The organism is Microbacterium sp. NC79 (assembly GCF_019061125.1).
Lineage (GTDB): Bacteria > Actinomycetota > Actinomycetes > Actinomycetales > Microbacteriaceae > Microbacterium.
Genome location: NZ_JAHQYI010000001.1, coordinates 837299 through 859864, shown reverse-complemented (window position 1 = coordinate 859864; position 22566 = coordinate 837299). Strand labels below are relative to the sequence as shown.

22 protein-coding genes are annotated in these 22566 nt (G+C 63.0%); 5 read left to right on the top strand and 17 right to left on the bottom strand.

Going from position 1 to position 22566, the window contains the following annotated elements; genetic code table 11:
* Window positions 1-143: 143 nt before the first annotated feature.
* The 7 genes from KTJ77_RS03730 to rsmA all read right to left on the bottom strand — a co-directional run bounded on the left by KTJ77_RS03730 (window position 144) and on the right by rsmA (window position 7850).
* Window positions 144-806, bottom strand: coding sequence for a methionine ABC transporter permease (locus tag KTJ77_RS03730; protein WP_217337157.1), 663 nt, complete (start codon window positions 804-806; stop codon window positions 144-146).
* The gene (locus KTJ77_RS03725; RefSeq protein WP_217337156.1) at window positions 806-1849 is read right to left on the bottom strand and encodes a methionine ABC transporter ATP-binding protein; all 1044 of its coding nucleotides are present in this window, start codon (window positions 1847-1849) and stop codon (window positions 806-808) included. The genes KTJ77_RS03730 and KTJ77_RS03725 overlap by 1 nt, the downstream gene beginning before the upstream one ends.
* An 81-nt stretch (window positions 1850-1930) precedes the next feature.
* Window positions 1931-2842 (bottom strand): MetQ/NlpA family ABC transporter substrate-binding protein, encoded by a 912-nt coding sequence (locus KTJ77_RS03720; RefSeq protein ID WP_217337155.1) that lies wholly within the window; start codon window positions 2840-2842, stop codon window positions 1931-1933.
* A gap of 141 nt (window positions 2843-2983) precedes the next feature.
* Window positions 2984-4789 (bottom strand): ABC-F family ATP-binding cassette domain-containing protein, encoded by a 1806-nt coding sequence (locus KTJ77_RS03715; RefSeq protein WP_217337154.1) that lies wholly within the window; start codon window positions 4787-4789, stop codon window positions 2984-2986.
* Between the two features lie 102 nt (window positions 4790-4891).
* Complete coding sequence (locus KTJ77_RS03710; RefSeq protein WP_217337153.1) at window positions 4892-5830, bottom strand: 4-(cytidine 5'-diphospho)-2-C-methyl-D-erythritol kinase; 939 nt, start codon at window positions 5828-5830, stop codon at window positions 4892-4894.
* Window positions 5827-6888, bottom strand: a complete 1062-nt coding sequence (locus KTJ77_RS03705; protein ID WP_217337152.1) for an aldo/keto reductase — start codon at window positions 6886-6888, stop codon at window positions 5827-5829. The genes KTJ77_RS03710 and KTJ77_RS03705 overlap by 4 nt, the downstream gene beginning before the upstream one ends.
* 104 nt (window positions 6889-6992) lie before the next feature.
* Window positions 6993-7850 (bottom strand): 16S rRNA (adenine(1518)-N(6)/adenine(1519)-N(6))-dimethyltransferase RsmA, encoded by an 858-nt coding sequence (gene rsmA, locus KTJ77_RS03700; RefSeq protein WP_217337151.1) that lies wholly within the window; start codon window positions 7848-7850, stop codon window positions 6993-6995.
* Between the two features lie 135 nt (window positions 7851-7985).
* Between rsmA and KTJ77_RS03695 the strand changes: the two genes are divergently transcribed.
* Window positions 7986-9272 carry an MFS transporter gene (locus KTJ77_RS03695; RefSeq protein ID WP_217337150.1) on the top strand — a complete coding sequence of 429 codons (1287 nt, stop codon included), beginning with the start codon at window positions 7986-7988 and terminating at the stop codon, window positions 9270-9272.
* 35 nt (window positions 9273-9307) lie between these two features.
* On the opposite strand, the gene KTJ77_RS03690 is transcribed toward KTJ77_RS03695, so the two are convergent.
* Genes KTJ77_RS03690 through rsmI form a run of 3 tightly spaced genes read right to left on the bottom strand, consistent with a single transcriptional unit; the run spans window position 9308 to window position 12660 of the window.
* Window positions 9308-10177 carry a TatD family hydrolase gene (locus KTJ77_RS03690; protein ID WP_217338312.1) on the bottom strand — a complete coding sequence of 290 codons (870 nt, stop codon included), beginning with the start codon at window positions 10175-10177 and terminating at the stop codon, window positions 9308-9310.
* 41 nt (window positions 10178-10218) lie between these two features.
* The gene (metG, locus tag KTJ77_RS03685) at window positions 10219-11793 is read right to left on the bottom strand and encodes a methionine--tRNA ligase (RefSeq protein WP_217337149.1); all 1575 of its coding nucleotides are present in this window, start codon (window positions 11791-11793) and stop codon (window positions 10219-10221) included.
* Window positions 11794-11832: 39 nt separating this feature from the next.
* The gene (gene rsmI / locus KTJ77_RS03680) at window positions 11833-12660 is read right to left on the bottom strand and encodes a 16S rRNA (cytidine(1402)-2'-O)-methyltransferase (protein WP_217337148.1); all 828 of its coding nucleotides are present in this window, start codon (window positions 12658-12660) and stop codon (window positions 11833-11835) included.
* Between the two features lie 22 nt (window positions 12661-12682).
* Between rsmI and KTJ77_RS03675 the strand changes: the two genes are divergently transcribed.
* Window positions 12683-14266, top strand: a complete 1584-nt coding sequence (locus KTJ77_RS03675) for a phospholipid carrier-dependent glycosyltransferase (protein ID WP_217337147.1) — start codon at window positions 12683-12685, stop codon at window positions 14264-14266.
* Here the strand turns inward: KTJ77_RS03675 and KTJ77_RS13360 are convergent.
* The 5 genes from KTJ77_RS13360 to KTJ77_RS03655 all read right to left on the bottom strand — a co-directional run bounded on the left by KTJ77_RS13360 (window position 14263) and on the right by KTJ77_RS03655 (window position 17885).
* Window positions 14263-15237 carry a hypothetical protein gene (locus KTJ77_RS13360; RefSeq protein WP_254367355.1) on the bottom strand — a complete coding sequence of 325 codons (975 nt, stop codon included), beginning with the start codon at window positions 15235-15237 and terminating at the stop codon, window positions 14263-14265. The genes KTJ77_RS03675 and KTJ77_RS13360 overlap by 4 nt on opposite strands.
* A 9-nt stretch (window positions 15238-15246) precedes the next feature.
* Window positions 15247-16062 (bottom strand): thioredoxin domain-containing protein, encoded by an 816-nt coding sequence (locus KTJ77_RS13355; protein WP_254367354.1) that lies wholly within the window; start codon window positions 16060-16062, stop codon window positions 15247-15249.
* Window positions 16063-16069: 7 nt separating this feature from the next.
* Window positions 16070-16906: an aldo/keto reductase gene (locus KTJ77_RS03665; RefSeq protein WP_217337146.1), complete on the bottom strand. Its 837-nt coding sequence runs from the start codon at window positions 16904-16906 to the stop codon at window positions 16070-16072.
* A 78-nt stretch (window positions 16907-16984) separates the two neighbouring features.
* Window positions 16985-17227: a zf-HC2 domain-containing protein gene (locus KTJ77_RS03660; RefSeq protein WP_217337145.1), complete on the bottom strand. Its 243-nt coding sequence runs from the start codon at window positions 17225-17227 to the stop codon at window positions 16985-16987.
* Window positions 17220-17885 (bottom strand): sigma-70 family RNA polymerase sigma factor, encoded by a 666-nt coding sequence (locus KTJ77_RS03655; protein WP_367948892.1) that lies wholly within the window; start codon window positions 17883-17885, stop codon window positions 17220-17222. The genes KTJ77_RS03660 and KTJ77_RS03655 overlap by 8 nt, the downstream gene beginning before the upstream one ends.
* Before the next feature lie 164 nt (window positions 17886-18049).
* Here KTJ77_RS03655 and aroA point away from each other — a divergent pair, with 164 nt between their 5' ends.
* From aroA to bcp, 3 genes are read left to right on the top strand one after another with little or no spacing between them, the layout of a single operon-like run.
* Window positions 18050-19393, top strand: coding sequence for a 3-phosphoshikimate 1-carboxyvinyltransferase (gene aroA, locus KTJ77_RS03650; RefSeq protein ID WP_217337143.1), 1344 nt, complete (start codon window positions 18050-18052; stop codon window positions 19391-19393).
* Window positions 19390-20448 (top strand): ribosome small subunit-dependent GTPase A, encoded by a 1059-nt coding sequence (rsgA, locus tag KTJ77_RS03645; protein WP_217337142.1) that lies wholly within the window; start codon window positions 19390-19392, stop codon window positions 20446-20448. Before aroA ends, rsgA begins: the two co-directional genes overlap by 4 nt.
* 45 nt (window positions 20449-20493) lie before the next feature.
* On the top strand, window positions 20494-20976 hold the full coding sequence (gene bcp / locus KTJ77_RS03640; protein WP_217337141.1) for a thioredoxin-dependent thiol peroxidase: 483 nt from the start codon (window positions 20494-20496) through the stop codon (window positions 20974-20976).
* On the opposite strand, the gene KTJ77_RS03635 is transcribed toward bcp, so the two are convergent.
* Complete coding sequence (locus KTJ77_RS03635) at window positions 20973-22118, bottom strand: mannitol-1-phosphate 5-dehydrogenase (protein WP_217337140.1); 1146 nt, start codon at window positions 22116-22118, stop codon at window positions 20973-20975. The genes bcp and KTJ77_RS03635 overlap by 4 nt on opposite strands.
* A complete protein-coding gene (locus KTJ77_RS03630) occupies window positions 22115-22549 on the bottom strand; it encodes a PTS sugar transporter subunit IIA (RefSeq protein WP_217337139.1) in 435 nt (144 codons plus the stop codon). Before KTJ77_RS03630 ends, KTJ77_RS03635 begins: the two co-directional genes overlap by 4 nt.
* Window positions 22550-22566 lie beyond the last annotated feature (17 nt).

The window sequence follows — 22566 nt, the reverse complement described above, 5'->3', positions numbered from 1 at the left end:
AAATGCATCGCGAATGACGAAATGTCATGCACATCCGTCACACTGGTTCACTTCTGTCACACGATCCGTTGCATTGTGACGGAACGGACGGTTCCGCTGCGCTCCGCTCAAGCGGCGGAGCGCGGCGGAACCGGGCCGCTGTCTCAGCGGCGCATGACCTTGCGGGCGAGACGGTTGCCGAGCAGCTGCACGATGTGCACGAAGGCGACGATGAGGAAGATTGCCGCCCACATCACCGTGGGCTCAAACTGACGGAAGCCATAGACCTGAGCGAAGGCGCCGAGCCCACCGCCGCCGATGAGACCAGCCATCGCCGTCATGTCGATCAGCGCGACAATCACGAACGTGTAGCCGAGGATCAGCGGGCCGAGGGCTTCGGGAATCGCCACGGTGAACAGGATTCGCCATGGCCCTGCCCCCATCGAGCGTGCGGCTTCAATCACACCTTGCGGCACCGAAACCAGGTGCTGTTCGACGATGCGGCCGATCGCGAACGACGCGGCAAGGCCGATCGCGAACGCGCCGGCGTTGACCCCGATGCCGGTACCGATCACCATGCGCGCGAGCGGCTGTGAGATCGCGGCGATAAAGATGACGAACGGGATGGGGCGGAAGAAGTTGATGATCGTGTTCACGATCACGCTGATGGGGCGGTTCGGCATGATGCCGCCCGGACGCGACACATAGAGCATGACGCCCCAAGCCATGCCCAAAATCCCGCCCATCACGAGCGCGAAGCTCGTCATGTAGAGGGTTTCGAGTGCTGCCTTCCAAAACTCGGGCTGCAGTTCAATCAGGCGATCCATCAGCGTGCTCCCTGCTCATCGAGTTCCGTGACCGTCATGCGTTCGTCGATCAGTGCGAGGGTGCGGTCGATGGCTGCGTCATCGCCCCGGATGGCGAGCGTGAGGTTGCCGAACGCGCGACCACGAATGTCGTTAATGCCGCCGTAGACCAGCTCGAAGTCGAGGCCGGCTGCTGCCAGGTCGAGGAAGACGCGGGCCTGGGCGGAGTCACCGTCACGGAAAGAGAACGTCACGAGACGGCCGGTGTGCCGATCAGCCAAGGCTGCGGCCTCTGCGGGCGACGGAACACCCTTGATCACAGTGCCGACGAAGCGCTGCGATGCCGGGTGTTGCGGGTTGGAGAACACCTCGAAGACGTCACCCTGCTCGATGATGCGCCCATTCTCCATCACGGCGACCTTGGTGGCGAGGGTTTGGATGACGTCCATCTCGTGAGTGATGACCACGATCGTGACGCCCTGCTCACGATTGACGCGCCTCAGCAGATCGAGCACTTCGTGTGTGGTTTGAGGGTCGAGCGCGCTGGTGGCTTCATCGGCCAGGAGAATCGCGGGGCGAGTCGCGAGCGCACGGGCAATACCGACGCGCTGCTTCTGCCCACCGGAGAGTTGTTCCGGGTACGCCCCCGCTTTATCACTGAGGCCAACGAAAGCGAGAAGCTCTTCAACCCGTGCCGCGATGTCGGTCTTTTTCCACCCGGCAAGCTTCAGCGGGTAGGCGATGTTGGCGCGCACCGTGCGACCGGCAAACAGGTTGAACTGCTGAAAGATCATGCCGATACCGCCACGCACGCGGCGCAACTCACGCTCGCTGAGAGCCGTGATGTCGGTGCCATCGACGGTGATGGTTCCGCTCGTTGTCGGCTCCAGCGCGTTAATCAGGCGGACGAGCGTCGATTTTCCGGCACCGGAATATCCGATGATGCCGTAGACGTCGCCCTTTTCGATGGCGAGGGAAACATTGTCGACGGCGACGACATCAGCCGCGCCCGTTGTGCGGGCGGGATAATGTCGCGAAACGTTCGTGAGGGTGACGATAGACATTTCGTTCTCCGGGTCTTGCTAAACAGCTCAGAGGATCGGGAAGCGTGTGCTTCCCGATCCTCTGGGATCAGGCTTTCCTGATTACTTCTGTGCCTTGGTGTCGGCCTCAACCTTTTTCAGGGATCCGACGAGGTCTTCGACCGGCGTGGTCAGCGGCACGGCGACGTTGCCTGACGACTCCTGCAGGCCCGCCTGGACGTCCTTGTCGGTCTGGAAGATTTCAACGAGCTTGAGGTAGGTCTCGTTTTCAGCGTCGTCGGCGCGGGCCGCGAAGATGTTGACGTACGGCAGCGCGTTGGGGTCGGTCGGGTCATCCTGAGCGAGCGCGTCAGCAAACGACAGGCCAGCGTCAGCGACGAAGTCGTTGTTGATAATGGCGGCAGCCACGTCAGGCAGCGAGGTCGGGATGAGGGCAGCTTCCAGGGCGGTGACCTTAACCTTCGACTTGTCGGTGTCGACATCAGCGAGGTCGCTGAAGATCGTGCCGCCGCTCTTCAGCTCGATGAGCCCTGCCGACTGCAACACGAGCAGCGCGCGAGCCTGGTTCGATGCGTCGTCGGGAACGGCAACGGTCTCCCCTGCGGGAATGTCGGCGACGTCTTCGTACTTCTTCGAGTACAGACCAAGCGGGAAGATAGCGGTGGCACCGATCGGCACCAGGTCTTCCTTGGCGTTCACGTTGTAGGTCGCGAGGTAAACGATGTGCTGGAACTGGTTGAGGTCAAGCTCACCCTCGGTCAGCGCGGGGTTGGGCTGCTCGTAAGAACCGAAGTTGACCAGTTCCACCTCGATGCCGGCTTCCGCAGCCGCCTCAACGAACGGCGCCCACTGTGCGTCACCGTCGCTGACGATGCCAATCTTGATGACCTTGTCGTCTGTAGCGGGGTCAGATGCGGGCGTAGTTGCGCAACCGGCAAGACCGACAACGAGCGGAACCGCGGCAACGGCGGCAAGGGCGGAAACGAAACGGCGGTGGCCGAAAAAGCGGGACATGACGCAGAACCTCTCTTGGGGGACTCCGTAACCGTACGAGCGTTTTCGCCGCCCTTCCAATCGAGTGTCACAGAGCGTCACGCCGGCGAAATATGGCGTCACCGATTTGCATCTGGCACGCGTTTGACGCCGCGTCACGAGCTACCCGAGCTTCTCTGCGAGCTCCAGCCAGGCCATCTCCAAATCGTCGGCTTCCGCCTCGATATGGGAGATTTCAGTCATCTTGTTGCCAAGCGCCTGGTAGTCGCCCTGGTCCATATCTGCAAGGGCCGCCCTGGCGGTCTGCGCCTGGCTGCGCAGTTTCTGGAAGCGGCGTTCCAGCGAGGCCATTTCCTTTTCGGCCTCCCGTGCCTGTTTGCCAGACAATGCGGGTGTCGCCGCTGACGACGCTGGTGCGGCTCCCGCGGCGGTGGCAGACGCTGCGGCGCGGTCTTCCGCTTCACGGAGCTTCAGGTACTCATCAACACCATTCGGCAGGTGCCGGAGTCGCTGACCAAGGATTGCGTACTGCTGGTCGGTGACGCGCTCCAGGAAGTACCGGTCGTGCGAGACGACGATGAGGGTGCCAGGCCACGAGTCCAAAAGGTCTTCCAGGGCCGCGAGCATGTCGGTGTCAAGATCGTTGGTCGGCTCATCCAGGATCAGCACGTTCGGCTGGTCGAGCAGAATCAGCAGCAACTGGAGGCGACGCTTCTGCCCACCAGACAGGTCTTTCACCGGGGTCGAGAGCTGTGCGCTGGAGAATCCCATCCGCTCCAGGAGTTGGCCGGGCGAGAGCTCGGTCGCTTTCGAACCCGAGCCGAACGTGTAGCTCGTACGCAAGCCGCTGATGACGACGCGTACCGGGTCGTTGAGGTGCGGGTCGAGTTCATCCATCCGCTGCGTCAGGGTGCGCACCTGCACGGTTTTACCCCGCTTGACGGAACCTGCGGTCGGCTTCGTGGTTCCGGAAATCAGACCAAGCAGGGTTGATTTACCTGCACCGTTGACACCGAGGATTCCGGTGCGCTCCCCCGGCGCCAGACGCCATTCGATATCGCGCAGCACTGTCTTATCACCAAAGCTGACACCGGCATCGATGAGGTCAACAACGTCTTTTCCGAGGCGCGAAACCGCCAGTGAGGCGAGCTCTGTCTTATTTCGAATCTCCGGAACATCGGCGATCAGCTCGTTGGCCGCATCAATACGGAACTTTGGCTTTGAGGTGCGAGCCGGAGCCCCACGCCGCAACCAGGCGAGCTCCTTGCGGGCGAGGTTTTGCCTTTTGGCCTCGATCGTCGATGCCTGACGGTCACGCTCAACACGCTGCAGAATGTACGCAGCGTAGCCGCCCTCGAACGGTTCGACGATGCGGTCGTGCACCTCCCACGTGTAGTTGGCTACCTCATCAAGGAACCAACGGTCGTGCGTCACGATGAGCAGGCCGCCGGAGTTGGCTGGCCAGCGACGCTTGAGGTGCTGGGCGAGCCATGCGATGGCTTCAACGTCGAGGTGGTTCGTCGGCTCGTCAAGAAACATCACGTCATGATCGCCGCTGAGCAGGTGCGCAAGCGCCACCCGGCGGCGCTGACCGCCAGAGAGGTCGCCGATGCGCGCGTCCCACGCAATGTCGCGAAGGAGCCCATCAATCACATCGCGGATGCGGGCGTCACCCGCCCACTCGTACTCGGGGCGGTCTCCGACGACAGCATTGCTCACGGTCTCGTCATCATCGAGCATGTCTTGCTGGGTGAGCACGCCAATGCGCACGCCACCGCGAACGGTCACGCGACCGCTGTCAGGCTCAAGCACACCGGCGAGCATCGCCAGCAGGCTCGACTTGCCGTCGCCGTTGCGACCCACGATGCCGATACGGTCGCCCTCGTTGATACCGAGGGTGACGGAGTCGAACACGACTTTGGTCGGAAATTCTAGGTGGAGGGCTTCAGCCCCAAGCAAGTGCGCCATTGTCTCTCCAGGCTAGCGGTACCACCTGGGCGTCACCGATGCGGGCGCCACCCGCCGTGCGCTTCGTCTCGCCTAGCGTTCGTCCGGTGACGCGATCGAGCGTTACACGGTTGAAACGATGCGGGTGCCAGCGACCGGGCCGTGCGCGTGGAAGCTGTCGTATCCGGCCGCGATCATCGCAACCTGGACGTCAATGGCAGACTCGGGGCTCGCACACAGCAACGCGATCGTCGGCCCTGAGCCGGACACAATACCGGCGAGTGCGCCCTCGCGTAGACCGAGTTCAATCACGTCGGCGAGCTCCGGGCGCAGGGCGATCGCTGCCTGCTGCAAATCGTTGTGTAAAGCGTCAGCCAGTCGCACAGCATCCCCCGCACGGAGGGCGTGAAACAGGCTGGTACTCAGTTGCGGTTGCACCGGAACCACGGGAAGGTCGGCGCGCAGGCGCGCACGAATGGCGTCAAGTTCGCCGTACACGCGCGGCGTTGACAGCCCCTCAGCATTCGTAACGAGCACCCAGTCAAAACGGCCCTGCGAGAGCATCGGGCTGAGCTCATCACCGCGACCGGTGCCCATGGCCGTTCCGCCCTGCAGGCTAAACGGCACGTCGGCACCGAGTTCTGCCGCGAGCGCGTGGAGTTCTGCCTGGGACAGATTCGTGCCCCACAGCGCGTCGCAGGCAACGAGTGCAGCGGCCGCATCAGCGGAACCACCGCCCATGCCGCCAGCAACAGGCACACCCTTGTGAATACTCAGATGTACCCCGGTGGTTACTCCCGTGCGCTCCTGCAAGAGCTGTGCTGCTTTGAATGCCAGATTGGATTCATCCAGCGGCACACCTGCGTGATCGATGGTTCCGCTCACCGATACCGAAATGCCATCCGCACTCGTTGCCGTGATCTCTTCTGTCAGCGACAACGCTTGAAACGCGGTGGCAAGTTGGTGATAGCCATCTTCCTCTAGCTCACCAACGGCGAGCACCAGATTGACTTTGCCTGGCGCGCGAACGCGCACGGCATCGGGAGTCGGAGAAATGGTCACAGGTCTGACGACACCGCCCACTTGTTGACGTCGATCGAGTCGCTGAGCGCGTCAATCGCGGCGAGTTCGGCGTCGTCGAACGGCGCGGCATCGAGGGCCTTGATGTTTTCGTCCAGTTGCGATGGGCGCGAAGCACCAATCAATGCGGACGATACGACAGGGTTGCGAAGCACCCACTGCAGCGCCATCTGCGCGAGGCTTTGCCCGCGCTCCTGTGCGATCGCGTTCAGCGCGCGCAGCGCTTCGCGACCCTCTTCTGAAATGTCATCGGCCAGCGAGCCGCGCTTCACGTTGCGGTCAGCGGGTCCCGTGCCGAGGTACTTGTCTGTGAGGTACCCCTGGGCGAGCGGCGTAAAGGCGATGGCTCCCATCCCTTCGGCCTCCAGGGTCTCGGTGAGGCCGCCTTCAACCCAGCGGTTCAAGATCGAGTATGACGGCTGGTGAATCACGAGTGGCGTGCCGAGCGATCGGGCCACCGCCTTCGCCTCGGCTGTCCGTTCGGCCGAGTACGACGAGATTCCCACATAGAGTGCCTTGCCCTGGCGTACCAGCGTGTCAAGGGCGCCAATGGTTTCTTCCACCGGAGTATCGGGGTCAACACGGTGCGAGTAGAAAATGTCGACGTAGTCGAGGCCCATGCGCGTAAGCGATGCTTCGGCGCTGGAGAGAATGTACTTGCGCGAACCGAAGTCGCCGTGCGGCCCCTGCCACATATCCCAGCCGGCCTTCGACGAGATGATGAGCTCATCACGGTATGGCGCAAAGTCTTCGCGCATCATGCGGCCGAAGTTGGTCTCTGCGGAACCATACGGCGGGCCGTAGTTGTTGGCGAGGTCGAAGTGCAAGATGCCGTTGTCGAACGCATGGCGCATCAGCGCGCGCTGGTTGTCGAACGGGACGTTGTCGCCGAAGTTCCACCACAGTCCGAGCGAAATCGGCGGCAGGTACAGGCCGCTGTTACCAACGCGACGGTAGTAGGTGTTATTGAAGCGCCCCTCGGCTGCGACATACGGACGGTGCGTGTCTGGTGTGCTCAGATTGAGGCGAGGATGCGTCATGCTCCCACCGTAGCGCGACGATGTCTCCGTTGTGAACGCCACCACGCGGCACACGCCGGTGGACTTGTCCCACGCCCCGTGGTTCCGATGCTCGCCCGTCGTGCTTACGACAGCGGTGCGGCGATCGTGCGCGCGATGCGCAGGTAGTCGTGCACGGTGAGCTGCTCACCACGCACCGTGGGGTCAACGCCGGCACGCTCCAGCACCTCGCTTGAGGAGGCAGCGGAACCGCCGAGGAGCGACGAGAGCGCCTGACGGAGCATCTTGCGGCGCTGTTGGAAGGCCGCATCGACGATCGCGAAGGTCGCCTTGCGTTCTTGTTCCGTACCGAGCTTGTCGCCAGAGCGCTGGAAGCCGACGAGCACTGAATCCACATTGGGCACCGGCCAGAACACCTGACGAGAGACGTTGCCTGCCAGCTTCCAGTCGCCATACCAGGCGGCCTTCACAGACGGGGAACCATAGGTCTTGGATCCGGGAGGGGCAGCGAGTCGCTCGCCAACCTCCGCCTGCACCATCACGACACCACGGTCAAGCGTCGGGAAGGTCTCCATGAAGTGCAGCAGCACCGGAACCGAGACGTTGTACGGCAGGTTGGCGACGAGCACGGTGGGCTCGCCAGGCAGCTCGGTGACTTTCAGCGCGTCGTTCTGGATAATCTGCAATGCACCGTCGGGAACCTGGTGCTCGGCAGCGGTCTGTGGCAACCGCGCGGCCAAGCGCGGGTCAATCTCGACGGCGGTGACGGTCGCGCCGGTCTCCAAAATCGCGAGCGTCAGCGAGCCAAGCCCGGGCCCGACTTCGACGACGCGTTCGCCGCTTGTCACCTTCGCAACCTGAACGATACGGCGCACCGTATTCGCGTCCACAACAAAGTTTTGTCCCCACTTTTTGGTGGGGGTGACGTCAAGCTCGGCGGCGAGGCGACGGATTTCGGAAGCACCGAGGAGAGTGACGGTCATGGTTCCATTCTCGCGCATGACGGGAGGCTTTCGTTTCGCGCAGGTATGAACGGCGGGAGCGGCACGGCACATGCGTGCAAAACACGATGTGGAGCGGCACGACACCGGGCCCGCCCTGTCTCATAAGATCATGCAGTGGCTTCTCTCGGTGAACTGATCACACCCGCACGCTTAGGGCGGGACTTTCGCTGGCTGTTGACGTCATCGTGGACGAGCAACATTGGCGACGGCATTGCGCTCGCGGCAGCGCCCCTGCTGATCGCGTCGATGACGTCATCACCGATTCTGGTGGCGTCCGGGGCGATCCTGCAGTTCTTGCCGTGGTTGCTGTTCGGGTTGCATGCCGGCGCGATCGCTGACCGCGTCAACCGCCGCGTTCTCGTGATCGTGGCGAACCTGATCCGCGCTGTCGTGGTCATCGGGCTGATTGCCTTTCTGATCACCGGAACCGCCAATATTGCCATCGTGCTGGTTGCCGCGTTCCTCTACGGAACGGCGGAGGTCTTCGTCGACACCACCGCGCAAACACTCCTGCCGATGATGGTGAACAGTGACGACCTGGGCGTTGCGAACACCCGCCTGCAGGCCGGGTATCTTGTCGCGAACCAGTTCGCGGGTCCGCCGCTTGGCGCCTTCCTGTTCGCGATGGGGGCGTTTTGGCCCTTCCTGTTGCAGGTGCTGTGCGTGCTGCTCGCCGTTGTGCTCATTTCTCGTATCGCGGCCACCCCACCAACCCGTGATCCCCAGAGCCACCAGCCCGTTCACACCGACATCGCCGAGGGTCTGCGATGGCTCATGAAGAACCCGCCGGTGCGGACACTCGTCATCATTATTCTGGCGTTCAACGTGACGTGGGCGGCGCCGTGGGGCGTGCTCGTGCTGTATGCCACCGAACACCTGAACATGGGCCCCGTTGGCTACGGTTTCCTCACGTCGGCTGCCGCGATCGGTGGGCTGCTTGCGTCACTCAGCTTCGGGTGGCTGGAAAAGCGGTTCTCCTTCGCGCTGTTGATGCGCATCTGCCTGACGTGCGAAGTCCTCATGCACCTGTCATTCGCGCTCGCGACCAACGGCATTGTCGCGCTCATCATCATGTTCTTCTTCGGCATCTACGCGTTCCTGTGGGGAACCATCTCCACGACGGTTCGCCAGCGCCTGGTACCGCGTGAACTGCAGGGCCGCATCGCCTCGGTGAACATGGTCGGCGTGTTCGGCGGCCTCGTGATCGGTCAGGCCATCGGCGGCGTGCTCGCCCAGGTGTGGGGCCCCACCGCCCCATGGTGGTTCGCGTTCGGCGGCGCAGCGATCACGCTCGCGCTGGTGTGGCGGCCGATCTCGTCGATCATTGCGGCAAAGCCCGTCACTGACGGCCCGGCCGACGAAGACCCCGACGTCGCGCCAGGTGCCCCTGTCTCAATCTGAGCGTGCCGCACCCTGCTCGTGGAGCGGGGTCGGTGTTAGTCGAAGGAACCGTAAACGCGCAGCGTGTTTTCCGCGATCTGAGCGGCAAGATCGTTTGCGTCTATGCCGAGTTCGGCCGCCATGAACCGCACCGTGATGGGGATCAGGTAGGACGCGTTGGGGCGGCCGCGGTACGGCATCGGCGTCAGGAACGGCGCATCGGTTTCCACGAGAATGCGCTCAAGCGGCGTCACCTTCAGTGAGTCCCGCAGATCTTGCGCGTTCTTGAACGTGATGTTGCCTGCAAACGAGAGGTAGTACCCGGCGTCGGCACATTCCAGCGCCATCGCCTCATCACCCGAATAGCAGTGAAACACCGTGCGCTCGGGGGCGCCGACGCGAATCAGCGTGTCGAGCACCGCGCGGTGCGCGTCACGGTCGTGGATCTGCATCGCAATGTCGTGCTTTTTCGCGAGCGCGATGTGCGCCTCAAACGAGCGGGACTGCGCGGGCAGGCCGTCCTCCCCCGTGCGAAAGAAGTCAAGCCCGGTCTCACCGATCGCGCGCACACGCGGTTGTGCGGCGAGCTCATCAATGACGGCAATCGCGTCGTCAAGCTTGCCTGCCTGCTCGTACAGCGGCGCATCATTCGGGTGAATTGCGACAGCGGCGAGCACGCGCGGGTGCGTGGCCGCGGCTTCGGCACACCACCGCGACGACTCAATGTCGCCGCCCGCGTTCACGACACCGATGATGCCGGCAGCGGCGGCACGCTGCATGTGCTCGTCGAGCGTCAGCGGCTCATCGCCATCGAGAATCTCCAGGTGCGCGTGGTTGTCATAGACACCCACCGCCAACGGTTCCGGAATCTCCGGGTACCGCAGGTCGCGCCCCTCGGCGCGACGCTGCGTCACATACGAGGAGATTCCGTCACCCGTGCCGCCGTTTCCAGCGGCGGCAGCCGCACTCACGCAGTGGCCTCCACGCGCGGGAACAGCGGCTCTAGCGCCTGCACCGAGGTTCCGGCGACCAGCGTGCCCCAGGTTCCGGCTTCACGCAGCGGCTGCTCCTGCAGCACGCCAAGCGAGTCGGCAGCGCCCAGCGCGATCCAGAGCTTGGCTGTCGACTTCGGCATGACAGGCGACAACAGCACGGCGAGCGCGCGCAGGCCCTCAGCCGCGGTGTAGAGCACGGTGCCGAGGCGAGCACTGTTGGCCTCATCCTTCGCCAGCGCCCACGGCTCGTTCTCGGTGATGTAGCCGTTCAGCGCCTCAACGATGGTCCAGATGGAACCAATGGCTTCGTCAATACGGAAGCGCTCCATGGCAGCGTCAGCGTTGGTCGCTGCATCCGCCACGATCTTCTGAATGGCGAGGTCACCATCGGTGTAGTCAGCAGCGGCCGGAATCACGCCGTCGAAGTACTTCTGAATCATCGCAACAGTGCGCGAAGCGAGGTTTCCGAAACCGTTTGCGAGTTCAGCCTGGTAGCGGGCAGACAGGTCTTCCCACGAGAACGACCCGTCCTGGCCGAACGCGATGGCCGACAGGAAGTAGAAGCGGTAGGCGTCGGAACCAAAGACGTCGGTGATCTCGGTCGGCGCGATACCGGTGAGCTTCGACTTCGACATCTTTTCGCCGCCGACAAGCAGCCAGCCGTGGGCGAAGACGCCGCGCGGCACCTCAAGACCCGCGGCCATCAGCATGGCGGGCCAAATCACGGCGTGGAAGCGCAGAATATCTTTTCCGACGACGTGGTACGCCGGCCAACGACGGGCGAACTGTTCTTCATCTTCGCCATAGCCGACAGCGGTGGCGTAGTTCAGGAGGGCGTCCACCCACACATAAATAACGTGCTGTTCGTCCCACGGCACCTTGATGCCCCAGTCGAACGCGGAACGCGAAATCGACAGGTCTTTCAGACCCGAGCGCACAAAGGAGACAACCTCGTTGCGTGCCGAGTCGGGGCGAATGAAGTCCGGCTCGTTCTTGTACAGCTCAAGCAGTTTGTCTTGGAACTCGCTCAGCTTGAAGAAGTAGTTCTTCTCCTGCAGCAGCTCCAGCGGCTTCGAGTGAATCGCACACACCTTGAGGCCCTCGAAGGGGCCGGTGCCGTCAACGATTTCGCTGTCAGGCTTGAACTCTTCACACCCAACGCAGTACAGCGCTTCGTACTCGCCTGCGTAAATGTAGCCGCGGTCGTAGATCGCCTGCACGAACTTCTGCACGCGGTCTTCGTGACGCTGCTGCGTCGTGCGGATGAAGTCATCGTTGGCAACGTCCAGCGTCTCCAGCTGCGGGAACCAGGCCTCGGTGACGAGGCGGTCTACCCATTCCTGCGGGGTGACGTTGTTGGCGGCAGCCGCACGCAGCATCTTCTGCCCGTGCTCGTCGGTGCCGGTGAGCATCCAGGTGTCATCACCCGACTGACGGTGCCAGCGCGCAAGAGTGTCGACGGCGACCGTGGTGTATCCGTGGCCGATGTGCGGCACATCCGACGGATAGTAGATCGGCGTGGTGATATAAAAAGACGAATCGCTCACTCCTTGATTCTAGGCAATAGAGTGCGTTCGTATTTTCGGTTACGAAATATCGGAGCGCGCGGCGAGAACTGCTTGGTACAGCTCACGTGACGACGTGCCCGTTTCTGCAGCCACCTGGGCGCACGCTTGCTTGAGTCGTTCGCCGCCAGCAACGAGCTGTTGTACGGCCGCGAGCGCGTCGGCAAACGGAACCACGAGGGCGTCTGCTCCCGCGATGACGAGACAGATTTCGCCGCGCACGCCCTCGGCCGCCCACGCCGCGAGCTCGGCGAGGGTGCCACGGCGCACCTCTTCATGCAGTTTCGTGAGTTCGCGCGCCACGACTGCGCGCCTGGTTCCGCCCAGCGCTGTCACGGCATCTGTCAGGCTGTCGGCCAGGCGGTTCGGCGAGTCGAAGTAGACCATCGTGCGCTGCTCGCGAGCGACCGCCGTGAACGTGGCGATGCGCTCGGAAGACTTGCGCGGCAAGAAGCCTTCAAAGCTGAAGCGGTCGGTGGGCAGGCCCGAGACGGCAAGCGCGGTAATAACGGCGCTCGGCCCGGGGATCGCGGTGACCGTGACGCCAGCTTCGGCTGCGGCAACCACAAGCGCGTATCCGGGGTCAGACACCGTGGGCATACCTGCCTCGGAAATCACCAGCACATCGCTTTCGCGTGCGCGCTCGACGACGTCGGCGGCTTTGTGCTTTTCGTTGTGGTCGTGCAACGCGATGAGTTGCGGCCGGTTCGTGACTCCGAGCCCGGCCATCAGCTTCTGTGCGGTCCGGGTATCTTCCGCTGCGATCACCTCGGCATTCTCCAGCGCTTCGACCAGACGACGCGAAGCGTCAGCGAGATTTCCGATGGGAGTCGCAGCGAGGATGATCACGCTCTCAGCATAGGCTGGTGCGGTGACGACCCCGGAGACAGGCACCGACACCACGGCGAATGAGCGCGTCAGCGACACGATTGACGTGCCGGAAGATGACATGGACGAGCTGTTTGCCAGCGCACAAGAGCGCCCGCAGACGCGTCGCAGCGCCCGACAGCCGCTGCCAGAACCTGAGCTCACCACGGAGCCGATGCCGTACACGCCCCTGAACTATTTGGTTCCGCTCGCACTCGTTGCCGTCGCGGCCGCCACACGTTTCATCGGGCTCGATCACCCGCACACGCTTGTCTTTGACGAGACGTACTACGTAAAAGATGCGTTCACGCTGTTGCAGCACGGGTACGAATCGAAGTGGGGTGATGACCCGAACCCCGGTTTCATTGCGGGAGACCCGGACTACTCCTCCGATGCCAGCTACGTCGTACACCCGCCACTCGGTAAGTGGATCATCGCAGGAAGCCTCGCCGTGTTCGGCGCAGACAACGGGTGGGGGTGGCGCGCATCCGTTGCCCTTGCCGGCGTCATCACGGTGCTTTTGACCTACTTCCTCGCCAAGCGCATCACGCGTTCGGTGCTGTGGGCGGGCCTGGCCGGCTTCTTCGTCGCGATCGATGGCGTCGCCATCGTGATGAGCCGCATTGCCCTGCTCGATGGCATTTTGGCCATGTTCTTGGTGCTGGGCGTGTACTTCATCGCATTGGATCGCCCATACCTTCGCTTCCTTGAACATCCGGCGCGGACACCGATTGGCTCGATCCTGTGGAACCGGCCGTGGATTGTTGCCGCCGGTGTCGCGTTCGGCGCGGCGGCAGCGGTCAAATGGTCTGGCGCATACGCTCTCGCCGGATTCGGCATCTACCTCGTCGTCACCGACGCCTTCAGTCGTTACCGCACCGGCGCTCCCCGCTGGTGGCTCGGTTCGCTGTACCAGGGCGCGATCTCGTTTGTGTATCTCGTCCCGATCGCGGTGCTCACCTATCTCGCCTCGTGGACGGGCTGGTTTCTCACATCGGGCGGCTATAACCGCGGCCATGAGGGTGGCGCGTTCGGCGCCCTCCTCGACTATCACAGGCAAGTTCTTGACTTCCACAATGGGTTAAGTTCCGCGCACACTTACATGAGTCCGGCGTGGCAATGGCCGTTCTTGATTCGACCGACGGCGATGTATTGGAACGCCGAGACCGAAGGTGTCGTGCAGGCGATCACGCCGATTCCTAACCCCCTGCTGTGGTGGGCGGGCATCATCGCCGTGTTCTACCTGCTGTACCGCTTCGCGTACAAGCCGACGTGGACGATCCCCATCATCCTGACCGCAGTTGCGGTCACCTATCTTCCGTGGCTCGCACTGCCCAACCGCACGATTTTCCAGTTCTACACGGTCGTGATGGTTCCGTTCTTGGCGATCGCCCTCGTCATGGCGATGCAGCATCTCGCCCGCACCACGAAGGATCCGTCGCCGCCAACAAAGCGCTGGCGCATCGCGATCGTGGTGTTCGTTGCCGTGGCGACCGCGCTTTCCATCTTCTTCTTCCCGCTGTGGACGGGGATGGAAATTCCTCGTGATTTCTGGAAGCTGCACATGTGGCTTCCGACCTGGATCTAGCCCAGCTGCTCCACATCAGTCACGGGGAGCGCGCACGTAAAGTTCTCGCACCGGTAGAGGGCAGGCGCGTCTTTGCCCACGAACAGGGTGAAGCCGGCGTCAGCAAACTCCTGCGCCTGGTCCAAAGTGACGATTGCGGTGATATCGGCAGGCATTCGCCTGGCAGCTGTGGCGAGCGGAACCTCGGGGCTGGGTGCGATGACGACCAGTTGCGTTGCGGGGCGACTGAGCAATGCCGCCACGTACAGTGTCGAGCCGGACGCCAGCGGCGAAGCGATCGCCCTCGGCCACCGCTGATTGACAATAGAGCGGGCAAGCGAACGGTACTCCTCCCCCGCTCCAAGATTCGCGAGGTGAAGGGCGGCGATCGCGAGCGCGGCCTGTGCGGAGGGTTCGTCCCCATCGCCACTGTCCGGTGCGGGCGGCACGCCCAACCCTCTCAGCACGGGGTCTTCATGCAACACCCGCGGCGTGGTTCCGTCCCGCAATTGGTCAACGATGTCGCGCGCCGCCGTGGCGTACGCAACGGTTCCGGTCGCGGTGGCAAGTGCAAGCAGGCCACAGGCGAACTGTGCAAGGTCGGCACCCGTGGCGGCCGCTCGCGAGGCGATATCGCCGAGCGAAGCGCGCACCCAACCGGTATCCGTCCGATTGTGCGTCATCACCGAAGCGGCGGCATCTTCGGCAAGGTTCAGCCACATCGACGTGCCCGTGCGCTGCGCGAGGCGGGCGAGGGCTCCGATCGCCAGCCCATTCCACCCCGTGATCACCTTCTCGTCGACCCGTGGCGCCTCGTATGCCCGTCGTTGACCGGCGGTAAGCGCGTAGTAGCCGCCTTCACTCGGGTGCCCATCGATCATCGATTCGGCGTCTTGCGCGGCACCGAATCCTCCTGAGGGCTGCAGCAACACGTCCCGCAGGAACGCGCCAATGCGTTCCGCAGTCGCGATGTCGTCAGCCGCGAGCGCCACGTCGATGAGCTACGCGTTGTCGACGAGCATGCGCTCGTAGTGTGGTGTCGTCCAATCACGCTCGGTCGCATAGCGGAAGAACCCGCCGTCTACCGGGTCGAACAGTTCAGAGTGTCGCATCGCGCGTAGGGTGAAGCTGCCCACGTCCCGGCTTCCTGGCGCGAGGGTATCGACACCTTCTGCCAGCAAAAACTGCAATGCCGTTGCGATGGGAAATTTCGGGCCCGAGGTGCCGAAACCGCCATATTCGGCGTCTTCAGTGGCGATAAGAGCGCGCGCCGCTGCCGCAACATCGGCCGCCGATACGTCGTCTGCGCCGCCCTGCTGCCCGAGCGCCACCAGTGCATCGCGCACCGCGGTTCCGGTCTCCTCCAGGCTCTCCCGCTTCTCCTGCCAGGCGCGGGCTACCGCCCGCAGCACGTCAGGAAATGCGGGCATGCCGCCGTGTGCCTGTGGCGGCCAATAGGTTCCGGCGAAGAAGGCGGAACCAGTGGGGAGCGTGAAAACGTTCAGGGGCCACCCGAGGTTGCTTGTGAACGCGGAGGCCTGAGCCATGAACGCGGCGTCGACCTCGGGATGCTCTTCGCGATCGACTTTGATGGCAACGAAGTGCGCGTTGATGATGGCGGCGATGGTGGGGTCAGCGAAAGACTCGCGCGCCATGACATGGCACCAGTGACAGGTGGAGTAGCCGATCGAGACCAGGACGGGAACGTCCCGGTCGCGGGCAACGGCGAAAGCCTCTTCTCCCCACGGGAACCACGCGACCGGCTGGTCTGCGTGGGAGCGAAGGTAGGGGCTTGCTGTGCCCGACAACCGGGACATGGTGTGCTTAGTTTACTTCGCGCGGGTCGGCCGAAACACGGCCTTCCTCGCCCTTGTCAGCCGAGTCGATCGTTGCGATCTCATCTGCCGTGAGCTCGAAGTCGAACACATCGATGTTTTCCTTCAGGCGTTCGGTGCGCACCGACTTCGGAAACACAATGTTGCCCTTCTGCAAGTGCCAGCGCAGCACAACCTGTGCCGCCGATTTTCCGGTGCGGGCGGCCGCATCGGCGACGCCGGCGATCTCGGTGAGGTCGTACTTGCCCTGGCCGAGCGGGCCCCACGCTTCGATCTTGATGTCGCGAGCGGCGCACCATTCAACGATGTCGCGACGCTGGTGCAACGGGTGCAGTTCGATCTGGTTCACGGCAGGCAGGACACCGACCTCCTTCTCGAGGCGCTCAAGGTACTCCACCAGGTGGTTGGAGACACCGGCCGAGCGCGTCAGGCCGCGGTCACGGATGGCGACGACCTTCTCCCACGCGTGTACGTAGTTGTCGTGTGCCGGGGTGGGCCAGTGCACAAGGTACAGGTCAACGTAGTCGAGACCCAGCTTGGTCAGGCTTTCATCGATGGCCTTATCGGGCTCGTCACCATCGTGACGGTCGTTCCAGAGCTTGGTGGTGACGAACAGCTCGTTGCGCGCGATGCCACTCTTCGCGATGGCCGCGCCGACGCCCTCTTCGTTGCCGTAAATAGCGGCGGTGTCGATGTGGCGGTAGCCGATTTCGAGGGCTTCGCTGACGGCGCGTTCTGCGTCTTCGGCCGGAACCTTAAAGACGCCGTAGCCGAGCTGAGGAATCTCAAGGCCGGAGTTCAGGGTGAGGGTGGAAACATTCGTCATGTCTCCATCGTGGCACGCCCAACCGACACTGCGGGCAGGAATGTTGCGCGCCGTCATCAACAGCGTGCACACGGTCCGTTAGGAGTGCGTCTGTTGCTCGCGCAAGCGCGCAAGCACCATCGCCTTCAGCTCTTCAGGTGCAGCTTCCTTGCACGCACGAGCGACCACTTCGGTCAGCGTACGGGCGACAAGCGCCTCATCACGGCAGTTCTCGCAGTTTTCCAGGTGGTCGCGAATGTCAGACGCCTCGGTATTGCACACTTCGTTGCGCAAGTATTCTTCGAGATCGCGACGCGCCTTTTCGCACCCGCAGTCAGTCATTCTGTGCTCCTTGTTTTGCCGCGTGGATGCCCCGCTCAGCGGCGTAGTCGGCAAGTTGGTCGCGGAGAAGCTTTCGCCCGCGATGGAGGCGACTCATCACCGTGCCGATGGGTGTCTTCATGATCTCGGCGATCTCTTGGTACGCGAAGCCTTCAACGTCGGCGAAATAAACCGCCAAGCGGAAGTCTTCCGGAAGAGACTGCAGAGCATCTTTCACGATCGACGCCGGCATGTGGTCAATCGCTTCCGCTTCTGCGGAACGCGAACGTGCCGCCGTGGTGGACTCGGCTCCGCCCAACTGCCAATCTTCGAGGTCGTCGATCGTGCCCTGGTAGGGCTCACGCTGCTTTTTGCGATACGTATTGATGTACGTGTTCGTCAAAATGCGGTAGAGCCATGCTTTCAGGTTCGTGCCCTGGGTAAACGAAGCCCAGGAGGCGAACGCCTTCACGAAGGTCTCTTGCACCAGATCAGCGGCATCTTGCGGGTTGCGGGTCATCCGCATTGCCGCGCCATACAACTGATCCATGAACGGCAACGCCTGCTCTTCGAACTGCGTTCGAGGATCGGCGGCCGCGCTCGGGGAGATAGCTGACTCATCCATTGCGAGCCAGTCTAGATCGCTCGCATCGTCAGAGACTGCTGAGTCGCTCAGCATGAGTGTGCTCACACGCCGCCTCCCGCCCGATCGTGAATATCGTGTCACTAGGATCAACGCGCCATGGCACAAAGTATTCCCTCGGCGGAGTATGCACGTTCGATGAGAAAACTCTCGCCGTCATAGATGAGGCGTTGTCAGGGGTGCGCACTAGGCTAGTGGCGATGAGTCAAGACACCGCTGTGAGCCCCGCACCCCCCGCGCGACGCACGTATGAGGCGCCGCGATCATTCGAGCGCCTACGCGCCCATGTCGAAGTACCTGGCTCGAAGTCGCTGACCAACCGTGAGCTTGTTCTCGCGGCTCTCGCTGATGGCCCCAGCCGCATCATTGCCCCGTTGCACTCTCAAGACTCCGACCGCATGATTGAAGCGCTCCGCGCCCTCGGAACCACGGTTGAGTTCGTCGAAGGCACCAGCACCTTTGGCGATGATTTGATCATCACGCCAACAAAAACGCTCGCGGCTGGCACCACCGTTGATTGTGGTCAAGCCGGAACCGTCATGCGATTTGTCACGCCCATGGCGGGTCTCGCTGGCGGCGATGTGTTCGTCACCGCACACGAGACGGCACTACACCGGCCGATGGGCGAGATGATCAGCGCATTGCGCGATCTCGGTGTCGACATCGACGACGGCGGCAATTGGGCGTTGCCTTTCACCGTGAAGGGCCACGGGCAGATTCGTGGCGGAGAGATCCGCATCGATGCATCCCGCTCCAGCCAGTTCGTCTCCGGCCTGCTGCTCGTCGCTGCCCGCTTTGATGTCGGCCTACACCTCACCCACACCGGTGAGCGTCTGCCCAGCATGCCGCACATTGACATGACCATTGAGGCCCTCGCGCACCGTGGCGTCCGTGTGGAAACACCGAACCCAGGCGAGTGGGTGGTTCCGGCCGGCGCGATCCGCGGCAAAGACATCACGATCGAACCCGATCTCTCCAACGCCGCACCTTTCCTGTGCGCTGCGCTCGTGACCGGCGGCACCGTATCGGTGCCACGCTGGCCGGTGCACTCCACGCAACCAGGCGCCATGCTGATGGAGATCCTCCCGCAGTTCGGTGCGCGCGTCGGCCGCCGGAGCGGCGTTCTCACGGTCACAGGCACCGGAACGATCAACGGCGTCGACCTTGACCTTTCTGCAGCGGGTGAACTGGCACCGAACCTGGTCGGTCTTGCGACCCTGGCCAATTCGCCATCAACGTTCCGTGGCATCGGCCACATTCGTCAGCACGAGACCGACCGCATCGCGGCGCTCATCAGTGAGATTGAAGCTCTCGGCGGTCGTGCAGAAGAGCTCGAGGATGGCATTCGCATCATCCCGCAACCGCTGCACGGCGGCATCTGGCGCGCCCACCATGACCACCGGATGGCCACAACCGGCGCCCTCATCGGCCTCGCTGTCGACGGCGTTGTGATCGACGACATCACCACCACGGCCAAGACTCTCCCGCAGTTCCGCGAACTGTGGGAGGGCATGCTGGCAGGCAACGGAGATCACGCAGCGTGAGTTGGCTTGGCGATTTCGACGACGATGACGACGACTTCGATGAATCGCGCATTCGGGTAAGGCCAAATCCCAAGGCCAACCGTCCCCGCACGAAACGGCGCCCCGCACACGCAGACGCACAAATCGCTCGGGTTCTCGGTGTCGACCGCGGGCGATACACGGTGATGGTCGGCGAGGACACCGACGAGGAGCGCACCGTGATTGCGTCGCGAGCACGCGAGCTCCGCGGCATGGCCATCGTCACCGGCGACCGCGCCCGCGTCGTCGGTGATACATCGGGAGACGAAGGAACCCTCGCGCGCATCGTCGGCATTGAGGAGCGCTCCACATTGCTTCGCCGTAGCGCTGACGACACCGACAATGTTGAGCGCGTGATCGTCGCGAATGCCGACCAGATGCTGGTCGTTGTCGCGGCGGCCGATCCGGAACCACGCGAACGCCTCGTCGACAGGTATCTGGTGGCAGCGTTGGACGCCGGCATCACTCCCCTGCTCGTGATCACCAAAACCGACCTCTCCGATCCGACAGACTTTCTCAAGCACTTCGCCGGTATCGAAAATCTGCAGGTCTTCCGTTCGGCGACCGGGGACGTCCCGATTGAGGAGATTGGTCGTGCGCTGATCGGTAAGACCACGGTGCTCGTCGGTCACTCCGGCGTCGGTAAGTCGACGCTGGTGAACGTTCTCGTACCGGGAGCGCGCCGCGCGACCGGGCACGTCAATGAGGTCACCGGCCGCGGCCGCCACACGTCATCATCAACCGTGTCGCTTCGCTATGAATCGGCCGAGGGCCGCGGATGGGCCATCGATACCCCCGGTGTGCGCTCGTTCGGTCTTGGCCACGTCAACCCGGAGAATATTCTGCGGGCGTTCCGCGACCTCGATGAACTCGCCGACGAGTGCCCGCGTGGCTGCACGCACCTTGCCGATGCTGACGATTGCGCCCTCAATGAGGCGGCAGCTGCCGGTACGCTCAGCGAAGCCGGCGTCGCACGACTCGACTCGCTGCACCGTCTGCTTGCCTCGTTCGAAGAGCGCGCCAAGCAGCAGCCCTGAGCGGCGATTGCCGACTCCTACGGGCGGCACCGTATGGTGAAGAGTGTGACTTTGCGACTCGAACCCGGTACCCGTGCCCCTCTGTTCACCCTTCCTGACCAGGACGGCAAGCCCGTCTCGCTCGCGGACTACCGCGGCCACAAGGTCGTGTTGTATTTCTACCCGCAGGCAATGACCCCGGCCTGCACGACGCAGGCCTGCGAGTTCCGCGATAACTCAGCCGCGCTGGCTGCAGCTGGCTACGCCGTCATTGGCATCAGCCCCGATGAGGCCGAACGTCTCGGGCGCTTCCGTGACCGCGACGCGCTCACCTTCCCGCTGCTCAGCGACCCCGAGCACACCGCGCTCACCGCATACGGCGCGTGGGGTGAAAAGATCAACTACGGCCGCACGTACGAAGGTGTTATTCGTTCGACGTTCATCATCGATGAAGAAGGCATCATCACGACCGCGTTGTACAACGTGAAGGCGACCGGCCACGTTGCCCGCGTTGTGAAGCTCCTCGGGCTCGAAACCGCGACCGCTTAAGCCGACTGCCGCGCCGCGAAAATCTCGAGCAGGCCTGCGTACAGTGGGTGCTCGGAGTCCAGACCGGTGATCGTGGTAACGAGTTCGGGAGCGGGCGTTGTGCCCAGCATCTCCTGGAGCCTGACCGACTGCTCGTCTTGTGGATCGTGAAACGCCAGCGCAGCCGAAACGGCACTCAGCAGCGCATCGGTACTCAGACCACGTTCTGCGGCTTGAGCAGCAGGACCAATGAAGCGGTCGTTACGGGAGAGCTTGCGCATCGGTTCCCGCCCGACACGGTTCACGGTGTCAATGAGTGCGGGGTTGCGAAACCGAGCCAGAATCGTCTCGCGGTAGGTCGCCAACTCCGATTCCTCAAGCCCGTGCACCGCATGCAGCATCGCCGATGTTTCTGCCAACACCGCACCGACTCGTGTCGCAATGGTGGGCTCCGCCAGGGCGTCAGAAATGCGTTCGATGCCTGCCGCTGCGCCAAAGTAGGCGGTGGACGCGTGCCCGGTGTTGACCGTGTAGAGCTTGCGCTCAATGTACGGTGTCAAATCGTCAACGAAGTGCGCACCGGGGATCTGCGGAAGTCGACCACCAAACGGAGCCGACTCAATCGCCCACTCAAAGTATGGTTCCACCGTCACATTCACACCATTGTTGGCGGGCTGAGCAGGCACGATGCGATCGACCGCCGTATTGGCGAACACCGCACGGCTGAGAAGCTCCCCTGCCTCCTCCCCCGCGAGCGCCGCGATTTCGTCGCGCAATTGATCTGTGGCGCCGATGGCGTTTTCGCACGCCATCACGTGCAACGCGTCGCGTGCCGGATCCCGCTGTTGCAAGCCCGCAACAATAGCCGGGGCAATGAAGCGCAGAATTGTCGGTCCGACCGCGCATGTCACCACATCGGCGGTGGCCACTTCGCTGGCCACCGTTTCTGGGTCCGTCGCACTGTTCACGGCACGAAAACCGGTCACGATGCGATCGACGCCGCCCGGACCAACCTCGAAAACGGTGTAAGAATCGACCGCGTTAATGGCGTCAACGAGGGGGGCTGCGACATCGGAGAACACCAGGTCGTAGCCACCCTCATGCAGTAGCCAGCCGACGAAACCGCGACCGATATTGCCTGCGCCAAAGTGAACGGCTTTCATTGCTCATTCACCGCAGACAGCAGCGCGAAGAGCGCCTCGGGGGAATCTGCGGCGGTGAGACGTGCGACGTCATCATCATCGGAGAACAGCAGCGCGATTTGCGACAGGATCTCCAGGTGAGCGTCTCCCTTGCCCGCGATACCGATCACGAACGTGACGGGCTCGCCTGCCCAGTCAACTCCACCGTCATATCGAACAACAGACAAACCGGAATCCAGAATGGTGTCTTTTGCTTCATTGGTGCCGTGTGGAATCGCCAGACCGTTGCCCATGTAGGTTGACACGCTTGCTTCGCGCTGATGCATAGCGTCGATATACGCGGTGGTGACGGCTCCTGCCGCGACGAGGATGTCAGCGGCCTCCTGCATGGCTTCGGCCTGCGACGCAGACCCGGCATGGATACGAATCTGCCCGATGGTCAAAACGCTCATGATCTCTCCCTGTGTTG